The 10,514-nt window shown below is 72.3% G+C and carries 11 protein-coding genes and 1 riboswitch; of the genes, 6 read left to right on the forward strand and 5 right to left on the reverse strand.

Going from position 1 to position 10,514, the window contains the following annotated elements; translation table 11 throughout:
* Positions 1 to 169 precede the first annotated feature (169 nt).
* Positions 170 to 925, forward strand: coding sequence for an SRPBCC family protein (locus tag AC13HU_RS21670; RefSeq protein WP_483043576.1), 756 nt, complete (start codon positions 170 to 172; stop codon positions 923 to 925).
* Positions 926 to 1,043: 118 nt separating this feature from the next.
* Here the strand turns inward: AC13HU_RS21670 and AC13HU_RS21675 are convergent, their stop codons facing one another.
* A complete protein-coding gene (locus tag AC13HU_RS21675) occupies positions 1,044 to 1,847 on the reverse strand; it encodes a polysaccharide deacetylase family protein (RefSeq protein ID WP_483043577.1) in 804 nt (267 codons plus the stop codon).
* A 633-nt stretch (positions 1,848 to 2,480) separates the two neighbouring features.
* Here AC13HU_RS21675 and AC13HU_RS21680 point away from each other — a divergent pair.
* From AC13HU_RS21680 to AC13HU_RS21690, 3 genes are all read left to right on the forward strand, one after another.
* Positions 2,481 to 3,188 (forward strand): alpha/beta fold hydrolase, encoded by a 708-nt coding sequence (locus AC13HU_RS21680; protein WP_483043578.1) that lies wholly within the window; start codon positions 2,481 to 2,483, stop codon positions 3,186 to 3,188.
* 441 nt (positions 3,189 to 3,629) lie between these two features.
* Entirely contained in the window at positions 3,630 to 4,412 is a 783-nt protein-coding gene (locus AC13HU_RS21685; protein ID WP_483043579.1) for a L,D-transpeptidase family protein, read from the forward strand.
* A 295-nt stretch (positions 4,413 to 4,707) separates the two neighbouring features.
* The gene (locus AC13HU_RS21690; RefSeq protein WP_483043580.1) at positions 4,708 to 5,124 is read left to right on the forward strand and encodes a nuclear transport factor 2 family protein; all 417 of its coding nucleotides are present in this window, start codon (positions 4,708 to 4,710) and stop codon (positions 5,122 to 5,124) included.
* A gap of 63 nt (positions 5,125 to 5,187) precedes the next feature.
* On the opposite strand, the gene AC13HU_RS21695 is transcribed toward AC13HU_RS21690, so the two are convergent.
* The 3 genes from AC13HU_RS21695 to AC13HU_RS21705 all read right to left on the reverse strand — a co-directional run bounded on the left by AC13HU_RS21695 (position 5,188) and on the right by AC13HU_RS21705 (position 7,567).
* Positions 5,188 to 6,276 (reverse strand): phosphatidylinositol-specific phospholipase C domain-containing protein, encoded by a 1,089-nt coding sequence (locus AC13HU_RS21695; RefSeq protein ID WP_483043581.1) that lies wholly within the window; start codon positions 6,274 to 6,276, stop codon positions 5,188 to 5,190.
* 224 nt (positions 6,277 to 6,500) lie between these two features.
* Positions 6,501 to 6,818 carry an AzlD domain-containing protein gene (locus AC13HU_RS21700; RefSeq protein WP_483043582.1) on the reverse strand — a complete coding sequence of 106 codons (318 nt, stop codon included), beginning with the start codon at positions 6,816 to 6,818 and terminating at the stop codon, positions 6,501 to 6,503.
* Entirely contained in the window at positions 6,815 to 7,567 is a 753-nt protein-coding gene (locus AC13HU_RS21705) for an AzlC family ABC transporter permease (protein WP_483043583.1), read from the reverse strand. The genes AC13HU_RS21700 and AC13HU_RS21705 overlap by 4 nt, the downstream gene beginning before the upstream one ends.
* Positions 7,568 to 7,650: 83 nt before the next feature.
* Between AC13HU_RS21705 and AC13HU_RS21710 the strand changes: the two genes are divergently transcribed.
* Complete coding sequence (locus AC13HU_RS21710) at positions 7,651 to 8,223, forward strand: helix-turn-helix domain-containing protein (protein WP_483043584.1); 573 nt, start codon at positions 7,651 to 7,653, stop codon at positions 8,221 to 8,223.
* A 154-nt stretch (positions 8,224 to 8,377) separates the two neighbouring features.
* A complete protein-coding gene (locus AC13HU_RS21715) occupies positions 8,378 to 9,151 on the forward strand; it encodes a crotonase/enoyl-CoA hydratase family protein (protein ID WP_483043585.1) in 774 nt (257 codons plus the stop codon).
* A gap of 33 nt (positions 9,152 to 9,184) precedes the next feature.
* On the opposite strand, the gene AC13HU_RS21720 is transcribed toward AC13HU_RS21715, so the two are convergent.
* Complete coding sequence (locus tag AC13HU_RS21720) at positions 9,185 to 10,354, reverse strand: phosphoribosylaminoimidazolecarboxamide formyltransferase (RefSeq protein ID WP_483043586.1); 1,170 nt, start codon at positions 10,352 to 10,354, stop codon at positions 9,185 to 9,187.
* A gap of 30 nt (positions 10,355 to 10,384) precedes the next feature.
* A riboswitch (ZMP/ZTP riboswitch) is annotated at positions 10,385 to 10,470 on the reverse strand.
* Positions 10,471 to 10,514 lie beyond the last annotated feature (44 nt).

A 10,514-nucleotide genomic window follows, 5' to 3' on the forward strand; every position in this document is an offset into this window, starting at 1 on the left:
CTCGACCTGCTGGTCGACCCCGTGGTCATCGGCCGCGGCAAACGGCTGTTCCAGGAGGGACTGCCGGTGATCCCGCTGACGGTGGCGGAGTCACGGATGTTCGGATCGGGTGTGCACCACGTGGTCTACGCGGTCGGCACACCCCTACATGAGGATGACGGAGGCAGTGATGTCTGAACGGTTCGAGATCGTCAGGGAGTTCGAGGTGGCGGCGAGCCCGGAGGAGGTGTGGGACGCGATCACCACCGGCACCGCGGGCTGGCTGTGGCCGATGGAGTACGAACCCAAGGAGGGCGGCGCCGCCCCGTTCGGCGGCACCATCACCGCGTGGGACCCGCCGCACCGCCTCACCGCGCGCACCGAGGACGTGCAGGGGATCTCCCAGCAGACGCTCAACCAGCTCGACCACCTGATCGAGCCGATCGCGGGCGGCGGTTGCCGGGTGCGGTACGTGCACAGTGGCATCTTCGTCGACGACTGGGAGAACCAGTACGACGGTGCGGGCAAGCACACCGACTTCTACCTGCACACCCTGCGCGAGTACCTCACGCACTTCGCCGGCCGCCGGGCGGCTTTCACGACCGTCGACGGCCCCGCCGCGGCCGGTGCGCCCGACGCGCTCGACACCGCGGCCCGCGCGCTGGGCCTGGCACCCGAGGCGGCCGCCGGGGACACCGTCACGGTGACCCTGCCCGGCGGGTCCGCTCCGTCCACCGCCGTCCTGGACTACCGCAACCCGTACTTCATCGGGCTGCGCACCGAGGACGCGATGTACCGGGTCTTCGGCCGCAACCACTTCGGTGCGACGGTCGGCCTGTCCGTCCACGACTTCGCCCCGGGCGCGGAGCGCGGCGCCGGACCCGAGGCAGCCTCCGCCGCGCTCACCCGCGACGCCGAGAGCTGGCTCGCCGCCGTCTACGGCTGAGGGCGGGTGATGGCCGGGCAGGTGGTGGCCGGTTGGTCGGTGGCCGGTTGGATGGCGGCCGGCTGGTCGATCGCCGGCGGCGCGACAGCCGGTCGGCCAAGTCCGCACGGCGGCAGGGTCACTTGTAGACCTTGCCCGCCTGCGGTGTCCCCGGCGCGATGAGCTGCTTGACGGTGACGAAGGTGTAACCGCGGTCCTGGAGCGTGGAGATGATCGGCGCGATCGACGCGACTGTGCCGTTGTAGCCCTTGTTCGTCTTGTCGACCAGGTCGTGCAGCAGGATTATCCCGTCCGGCTTGGCCGACTTGAGTATCCGGGAAGCTATCAGCTTGGAGTCGGTGGTCTTGTAGTCCGCTCCGTTGGAGTTCCAGACCACCTCCGACATGCCGAGTTCCTTGGCGATCTTGGTGACCTTGTTGCTGGTCCGGCCCTGCGGCGGGCGCAGCAGGGTCGGCGTCACCCCGGCGACCTTCTGCACGGCGTCCCGGCCCTCGGTGATCTCCTTGCGGACCTCCGACGAGCTGATCTTGGTGAGTATCTGGTGGCTCCAGGTCAGGGTCTCCACCTCGTGGCCCTGCGCGACCATGTCCCTGACCATCTGCGGGTGCTTCATCACGTGGTTCTTGCCGAGTGTGAAGAACGTCGCGTGCACGTGGTACTTGCTGAGGATGCTCAGTATCTGCGGGGTGCGCACGCTCGGCCCGGCGTCGAAGGTGATCGCGATGCACTTGACCTTGCGGCAGTCCACCGTGCCCTTCGCGTCGGTCGCGAACGCGGCGGGGCTGCTCTTCGCCACGTGCTTGCGCGCGTCGGCGGGGGACGTGCTGTCGTAGCCGTCGCACCCGGTCAGGGTGAAGGCCATGGTGGCGGCGGCCAGCAGCGTGGTCAGCGCGCGGGCTCGGCGCGCCGTGGTCGTGCGCATGCGGGAGTTCCCCCTCGTTGTGATGGAGGACCTGCTCGGGCGGGTCCGGGCAGGAACTATACATAGGGGGTATACAGGCGGTGTCCTACCGGTCCGCCGTCCCCGCAGGCACCCTGCCGTGCACTGCATTCTCCCAGGATTCTCCCAGTCGTGCTCGGGCGGCCATCCGGCGGCCCCGCAGATGAGCGCAGGTCCCGCCCGTTTTCTGCCGCTCGCCCGCCCGTGTCCCGGTGTCGACCCGCCCGCGTTCCGCCGCCGGCCGGCCCGCACTCCTCCTGCTGCATTCCGCCCGCGTTCCGCCTGCGCCCCGCGCGCCGCGGTTTCCGTTATCCGCTGTCCGCCTGGTCGACGGCTCCAACCTGCCGATGTCCAGCAACCTCGTCGGCGGCGCCATCACGCTTCGTGCTCGGTCAACCGGTCGCCCTGGAAGGCGCGTTCGGTGCGGCGCACCGCGGAGGCCGGTGCTTGCTCCGGCCGGTTGACTGATCCACAGTGGGAGTCTCGGGTCGGACAACGGTTCGAAGCGCGGTGGAGCGGGACCGCTCGGTGGCCGGGCGGGAGCCGCTCTACGGCCGCTCTGCGGCGGGTTGACCGCGCGGCCGGCGCACGGTGGTAGCAAGAGGAGAGGACCCGATGGCGACGTACGTACTCGTCCCCGGCGCGGATGGCACCGCCTGGTACTGGCACCTGGTGGCACCGCTGCTGCGCGAGAGCGGCCACGCGGTGGTGACCCTCGACCTGCCGTCCCACGACACCGCGAGCCTCGACGACTTCGCCGAGGCGATCACCGCGGCCGTGCAGGCCGCCGTCCCCGCGGGCGCGGCCGGACCGGAGGCGCCGCTGGTGGTCGTGGCGCAGTCGCTCGGCGGGTTCTCGGCGCCGCTGGTGTGCGGGCCGCTGCCGGTGGACCGGCTGGTGCTGGTCAACGCGATGGTGCCGGCGCCCGGCGAGAGCGCGGGGGAGTGGTGGACCAACGTCGGCCAGGCCGAGGCGCGCGAGGAGTACGCCGCGGCGCTCGGTCGGACGGGCACCGACGCGGAGTTCGATGTGCGCACCGACTTCTTCCACGACGTGCCGCCCGCGCTGACCGAGGAGGCGTTCGCCGGGGAGCCGGCCGGGCCGCCGCCCGGGGTGTTCGCGCAGCCCTGGCCGCTGGCCGCGTGGCCGGACGTGCCGACCCGCTTCCTCCAGGGCCGCGGAGACCGCTTCTTCCCGCTGGAGTTCCAGCGCCGACTGGCCCGCGAACGCCTCGGCCTCGACGTCGAGGAGTTGCCCGGCGGCCACCTGGTCGCGCTCAGCCGCCCGCGCGAACTGGCGGACGCGCTGCTGCGTTCGGCATGAATCGGCCAGGCGATGACAGCGCTTGCGGTTGGTCCACGCGTTTGCGGCCCGCGTCCTCGGTGGCTGGTGTCCTCATCGGCTCCTCATCGGCTCCTCATCGGCGCGAGCCGGTGGCGTGGGCCGGTGACGCGAGGCCGTGACGCGGGCCCGCGACGTCGCCGGTGACTTGACCCGATGATGTGATCCGGCGCCATCACCTGGCCCCGGAGGAGGTCGATGTGACCCGGAGTAAGGCAGCTCGGATTCCGTACATCTGTGCGCCACGAAGGTGACTTGTCGGGCGAATCGGGCGTTGGTGGGGGTTGGATGATGTACTCCGACTCCGGGTTTGCGAGGATCGTGCCGATGACTGCCGCTCCTCCTGACGCGACTGCCCAGCGTCCCAGCCAAGACGACCGTGGCCCCCGTCGGCACCGGCGGCCGCGCCGTACCGCGAAGCGGGTGGCGATCGCCGTGTCGGTCACCGCCGTCGGCCTCACCCTGCTCGGCGCCGGCTATGTGGCCACCGACCACTACGGCACCGAGTCCTCCGACAATCGGGACACCGCCTCCGGTCACTCGGCGGCCGGCCACCTCGCCGCCGGTGCGCAAGCGCACGCCGCGTCGGGCGCCTCGCCGTCGTCCGACCCGATGCCGTCGACCATCCCCGGCCTCGGGCCCAGGACCCGCGCGGAGATCCCGGCCGACAGCCGGCAGGTGCTGGTGGCGTCCGGCCGGGCCAAGAACTCGGCCGACTCCCTGGTCACACTGTGGTCCCGGCTGTCCGACGGTCACTGGCACCCCGGCGCGACCTGGTCGGCGCACAACGCCAAGGACGGCTGGATCGCCGATCACCACGCCGGCGACCTGCACAGCCCGATCGGCGTGTTCACCCTGCACGACGCGGGCGGCTTCGACACCGACCCGGGCACCAAGCTCCCCTACGACCACTCGTCGAGCTTCCACGCCGGCGGCGTCGGCTTCGACGGTGAGACGTTGGACGAGGCGTTCGACTACGTCATCGCGATCGACTACAACCGTGTCCCCGGCAACTCCCCGCTCGACGGCACCCAGCCGCTCGGCGCGAGCAAGGGCGGCGGCATCTGGGTGCACGTCGACCACGGCGGCCCCACCCACGGCTGCGTCAGCATCGCCGCGCCCCACATGGTGACCTTGCTGCACACCCTGCTGCCCGCCGACCACCCGGTGATCGTGATGGGCGACGGTCAGTCCCTGGCCAGTTGACCGGCGGTCCCTCGCCCGCCGACCGTCGATCCGTCGCCCGCTGACGTTCTGTCCTGTGTTTGCTGACGGCAACGACCTGGTGCACCGGGGCCCGGCGCGGCGGTCCCCGGCGCGCGCCCGTTGCCCCGGCCCCGTTCCGGCCGTTACTCCTGCGGGAGTACGCCGGCCGGTGCCCGGTGGTTCCGCTGGGAGCAACGCGGTTGCCTACCGCCGGCCGATGTCACGAATCCCCGCCCGCGGGAGTCTTCATGGTGAGACCCCGCAGGGGCGCGGCACACGTGCAACGGAGGCCAGAATGCCAGAGACGTCAGGAATGTCGGCAGCGCCGGAAGTACTGGAGGCGGAGCACCGTGACGAACTCGCCGGCTTCGGCCGCCGCTGGGCGGAGGCGGAGCGGCGCGGTGACGTGGCCGCTCTCGACGCCCTGCTCACCGACGACTTCACCGCGGTCGGCCCGCGCGGCTTCGTGCTGGGCAAGGCGCAGTGGCTCGACCGCTACGCGTCGGGCGCGCTGGTGCACGACGACTTCACCTGGGACGAGGTGACGCTGCGTCAGTACGGCCGTACCGCCGTCGCGGTGGGCGTCCAGGGCCAGCAGAGCGTCTTCGACGGACGCGACGCGGACGCCCGGTTCCGTATCACCCAGACCATCGTGGAGGTGGACGGCCGCTGGCAACTCGCGGCCGTCCACCTCAGCCCGACCGGCGCGTGATGTTCGGGCGCGCCGTGCGGTTGCGAACGTGCTTGGTGTGCACGCCGGTTGGAATTCCGGCGGTCAGCCGCGCGGCAGCACCGTCGACTGGACGTCGGTGAGGCCGGTCCAGTCGTTGGACGCGATCGACGCGTGGGCCTTGGCCAGTTGGGCGACCCGGGCCTGCGCGTCCGCGGACGTCGGATTGGTGTCGTCCAGGGTGGGCGGTACGTTCTGCGCGTCGGTCATGATCAGCAGGTAGTGGTGGGTGTCGTACCAGCTCGTGTCGATACTGCCGTTCAGATAGGTCGCGGCGTCACCGTCGAAGACCACGAACCAGGGGCGGATCGAGGCGTCGGAGTAGCGCGAACGCGGGTCGCCGGCCTGGGCGTTGTGCACCGCGGGGAAGACGTTGGCCTGCGCCAGCCTGCCCTGGCCCTGCAACCCCGCGAGGTAGTCGGCGTACTCCTGGTCGGTCCACAGCGTGTCGGTCGGGTTGGCCTCCTCGACGGTGCCGGGGATGGCCTCCAGCAGTACCTTGCCCGCGAGTTGCTGCCGGGTCGGCCAGTTGCCCGCACTTGCCGCCTCGTCCAGCGACGCGTACTGGCCGCCGCCCGGCTTCGCCAGCAGGTCCGACGGCTTGTAGACAAGGCTGCCCAGGTGCGCGCTGATCGACTGGTCCAGCTTCGCCGGGCTCATCCCGTACGTCGCCTGGAAACCGGCCTTCATCTCCAGCTTGATGATCAGCGGCCCGTGCCCCGGGTGCGCGCCCAGCCACACCCGTACGTCGTCCAGGCAGCTCTCCAGATCCTTGTTGGCACCCCCGGTGTACAGGTCGGCGGCGGACGACGCGTTGACGCAATTGTTGCTGTTGCCCAGCGGGTTGGAGTGGCTGACCTTCCACTCCTGGGTGACGAAGTCGTCCCAGACGTCCAGCTCGATCATCGACGTCCCGGTGTCCAGCGCCTGCGCGAGGTAGGTGAACGTGTCCGGGTCGTAGGTGTTGTGCAGCCCGGAGCCGGTGCTGCCGGAGAACGGCAGCGCGTCCGTGTCGGCGGCGGACGCCGCGCCGCCGCCGGCACCGGCGACGGTGAAGGCGAGGCACAGCGTCGCAACGCCCAGTAGCGCGGCGCGAATTCGTAGGGAAGCTCGGCGGATCAACCGACCGGTCACGTGTCCTCCTGTGGGGGTGTCGCTCCGTCCAGACGGTGCCCGTCGGCCATGAATCGACGGAGACATGACAGGTAACACGATCTGTCGCCCCTCTGTCACCTCCCCTACCGGCCATACGTTTTGACCCCGCACGTCCCGGAAGGCGGCCCGGCGCCGCGTGGTTCCCCGCCGCGTCCTGCTCGTTACTGCCGCTTCCCGCCGCTTCCCGCTGCCTTCCGCAACGTTCAGCTCACGCCGAGCAGGCGCAGCACCGCGGCGGTGACCGCCGCGACCAGGACGACCACCGCGAACGGGGCGCGGCGCCAGGCGAACAGCCCGCCCACGGCCACTCCGGCGGTGCGCGCCGTACCGGCGAAGCCGTGGCCCTCGGTCAGCGCGGACGTGGCCACGAGCGCGGCCAGCAGGACGACCACGGCGGTGGCCATGAACTGCTCGACCCGGGCCGAGAGGGTGATCCGGGAGCGCAGCACGGGCCCGGCGAAACGGAACGCGAAGGTGCCCGCGCCCAGGACGGCCGTGGCGACCAGAAGCCCGGTGTTCATCGGCGCACCTTCTCCTCGGTCGCGGTCGCGGTCGCGGTCGAGGCCGCGGGGGCGGGGGCGGGCATCGCGCCGTACGGCAGTCCGGCCGCGACGCCGGCGAGCGCGAGCAGCACTGGCAGCCCGGCGGGCAGGAACGGCGTCGTGACGAGCGCGACCACCACCCCGGCCAACGCCGCCCGCCGGTTGCCGGCCCGGTCGAGGGAGGGGAGCAGGAGGGCGAGCAGCACCGCGGGGAAGGCCGCGTCGAGCCCGAAGGCGTCGGTGTCGCCGACCGCGCGGCCGCCGAACGCGCCGGCCACCACCCCGAGGTTCCAGGCCGTGAACAGCCCGGCCCCGCACAGCCAGTACGCCGTACGCCGCCGGGCCGGCGTGCGCTGCGCGAGCGTGAACGCCACCGTCTCGTCGACCATCACATGGCTGCCCGCGATCCGGCGCAGCCATCCGGTGCCGGTGAGCACGTCCCCGACCGCGAAGCCGAACGGCACGTGCCGCACGTTGACCAGCAGGCCCGCCGCGAGCGCGGCCACCGGGTTGCCCCCGGCCCCCACGATTCCGATGAAGAGGAACTGCGCCGCGCCCGCGAACACCACCACCGACATCAGCATCGGCAGCCACAGTGGCAGGCCGAGCCCGACCGCGATCGCGCCGAAGGACACCCCGACGAGCGCGTCGGCCACGCAGACCAGGGCGATGTCGCGGAGCAGGTCCGCCAGGTCCTTCTCCGGGGTTCGCCATATCGAACGTATCACCGTATAGAATGAACACGGCAGATCGTCGTTCGTCAAGCCGAACGATGAGACTTCTTTATCGAACGGATCTGGAGCCATCCGGTATGACGACGGAGGACAGACCACGCGGCGGCCCCCCGATCGCCGCCATCGCCGCCTCTCTGCAGCAGGAGCGGCGCCGCGCCGGGCTCTCCCTCGCCGAGGCCGCGCGCCGCGCGGGCATCGCCAAGTCCACGCTCTCCCAGCTCGAATCGGCCACCGGCAACCCGAGCGTGGAGACGCTGTGGGCGCTCAGCGTCGCCCTCGACGTGCCCTTCGCCCAGCTCGTCGACCCGCCGCGGCCCCGGGTCCAGGTGATCCGCGCCGGCGAGGGCCCCACCTTCACCGCCGAGCACTCCTCCTACGTCGCCACGCTCCTCGCGTCCTGCCCGCCGCACGCCCGCCGGGACATCTACGTCGTCTCCGCACAGCCCGGCAGCGCCCGCGAGTCCGAGCCGCACATGCCCGGACTGGTCGAGCACGTGGTGCTGAGCACCGGCCGCGCCATGGTCGGCATCACCGACGACCCGGTCGAGCTGCACCCCGGCGACTACATCAGCTACCCCGGCGACGTCCCGCACGTCTTCCGCGCGCTCGAACCCGGCACGGTCGCCGTGCTGCTGTCGGAGCACAACTGAGCGAGGGCAACTGAGCCGAGCACAACTGTCCGTTACGGCTGAGCGGGACGGCCGAGCGCGCGCAGCCGAACGAGCCCGCACCAGTAGACGAGGAGCCCGCGCCGTGCCCTTACCGCCCGTACCACCTGAAGGGCCCGTGCCACCCGTGCCATCCGTGCAGCCAGGGCCGGCCGTTCGCACCGAGCGCTCCGGTCCGGTCACCACCGTGGTGCTGTCCCGGCCGCACGCCCGCAACGCCGTCGACCGGGCCACCGCGCAGGCGCTCGCGGACGCGTTCCGGGCGTTCGGCGCCGACCCGGACGCGGCCGTCGCGGTGCTGTGGGGCGAGGGCGGCACGTTCTGCGCGGGCGCCGACCTCAAGGCGGTCGGCACCGAGCGCGGCAACCGGCTCGCGCCCGACGGCGACGGCCCGATGGGCCCCACCCGGATGCGGCTGAGCAAGCCGGTGATCGCCGCCGTCGCGGGCCACGCGGTCGCGGGCGGGCTGGAGTTGGCCCTGTGGTGCGACCTGCGCGTGGTCGAGCGGGGCGCCGTGTTCGGGGTGTTCTGCCGCCGTTGGGGAGTGCCGCTGATCGACGGCGGCACCGTACGACTGCCCCGGCTGATCGGTGCGGGGCGGGCGATGGACCTGGTGCTCACCGGGCGCCCGGTCGACGCGGCCGAGGCCCACGCCATCGGTCTGGCCGACCGGCTGGTCCCGACCGGCACCGCCCGCGCCGCCGCCGAGCAACTGGCCGCGCAGATCGCCGCGTTCCCGCAGACCTGCCTGCGCGAGGACCGGATGTCCCTGCTGGAGCAGGAGGGGCAGCCCGAACAGGAGGCGCTGACCAACGAGTTCGCTCACGGCCAGGTCTCGCTCACCGAAATGGCAGCGGGTGCGGCCCGGTTCACCTTGGGCGAGGGGCGGCACGGCGCGTTCGGCGCGTGACCGGCCGCGAACTCCACGCCGCCCCGGGGCGGATCAGTGCCGGAAGAGTCGAAGTCCGGTCCGCACCAGCGTCATTCCATGCCGTTCGCACGCCTCGGTGACCTTGTCCGAACGGATCGACCCGCCAGGCTCGGCGATCCACCGCACCCCGTAGCGCGCCGCGTGCTCCACGTTGTCCGCGAACGGCAGCGCCCCGTCCGAGGCGAACGCCACCCCGGACAGCCGCTGCCGCCACGCGCGCCGCTCACCGCCGTCCGGCAGGAGCACCGCCGCCGGTGGCGGCCCGGCCAGTACCTCGCGCAGCGCCTCGGCCTCGTACGGCGTCAAGTCGCCCTCGGCGCAACGCACCTGCCAGTTCACGCGGTCCTGCCGGCGTACCTCGGGCCTGAACTCCATGGCGCGTACGGCGGGGTGGCGGCGCATCCACCAGGTGTGCGTCTTGCGGCCCGCCAGGCGGGTGCAGTCCAGCCGGGACTGCTGGCCCGCGCCGATCCCGAGCGTCACCCCGTCCCGCACGTAGCAGACCGAGTTGGACTGGGTGTGGCGGACCACGGTGAGGCCGAGCAACAGGTCGTCGGCGGCGGCCGGCGGCAACTCGCCGCACACCACGTCGGTCAGCAGGTCCGGGCAGATCGGCACGTCGTCGCGCGCCTGGCTCAGCCGTAGCCCGTACTCCTCGCGGCTGTCGATGGGCGGCGGCACGTACGCGGGATCGGCCTCCAGCACCAGGAAGCGGCCCCGACGCTTGCGGCTCAACGTGGCCACCACGCCGGGCGCGTAGCCGGGTGCCACGATGCCGTCGCAGACCAACCCGCCCAGCAGCTCGGCGAGTTCGTCGTCCACCGGGTGCGACACGGCGGCCAGGTCTCCGTAGGACGACCTCGGATCGGCGTCCCGGGCCCGGAGATACGCGCCGGCCAGCGGGCCGGGCGCGGCGGGACCGAGGCCGTAACGGGCGACGGTGTCCGCGTCCACCGGACCGGCTATCGCCGCGCCCGCGGGGGACACGTGCTTGAACGACGCCGCCGCGGGCCGCCCGAGCGCGGCCGCCGCTTCCCGTACGAGCTGCCAACCGGCCAGCGCGTCCAGCAGGTTGATGTACGACGGGTCGCCGTTGAGCACCCGCAGCGGGCCCGGCCCGGGCGCCACGGGTACGGCATCGGCCGGCTGCTGCTGGGGGTTGAGTCCGTACCGCAGTTCCATCCGGAATCCTCCTCGGTCGCGTGCGCTGATCCGAGGCGCCCAGGCGGTCGACGCGTCCGAAGGTGTTCGCGCCGCTTCCCGGTGGTGGTCCACCCTCGCCAGTCGCGGCGCCGCCGATCGTACCTGTCCGGCGCTGTGGGCGCGGCGGGCGGTGCGGGGG

The sequence above is a fragment of the Streptomyces sp. NH27 genome (assembly GCF_056859195.1).

What these genes read in the sequence shown, in the direction of transcription:
- AC13HU_RS21720 (WP_483043586.1), bottom strand. Translation starts at nt 10,354, where the DNA reads ATGGAACTGCGGTACGGACTCAACCCCCAGCAGCAGCCGGCCGATGCC.
- AC13HU_RS21700 (WP_483043582.1), bottom strand. Translation starts at nt 6,818, where the DNA reads ATGAACACCGGGCTTCTGGTCGCCACGGCCGTCCTGGGCGCGGGCACC.
- AC13HU_RS21675 (WP_483043577.1), bottom strand. Translation starts at nt 1,847, where the DNA reads ATGCGCACGACCACGGCGCGCCGAGCCCGCGCGCTGACCACGCTGCTG.
- AC13HU_RS21690 (WP_483043580.1), top strand. Translation starts at nt 4,708, where the DNA reads ATGCCAGAGACGTCAGGAATGTCGGCAGCGCCGGAAGTACTGGAGGCG.
- AC13HU_RS21670 (WP_483043576.1), top strand. Translation starts at nt 170, where the DNA reads ATGTCTGAACGGTTCGAGATCGTCAGGGAGTTCGAGGTGGCGGCGAGC.
- AC13HU_RS21680 (WP_483043578.1), top strand. Translation starts at nt 2,481, where the DNA reads ATGGCGACGTACGTACTCGTCCCCGGCGCGGATGGCACCGCCTGGTAC.
- AC13HU_RS21710 (WP_483043584.1), top strand. Translation starts at nt 7,651, where the DNA reads ATGACGACGGAGGACAGACCACGCGGCGGCCCCCCGATCGCCGCCATC.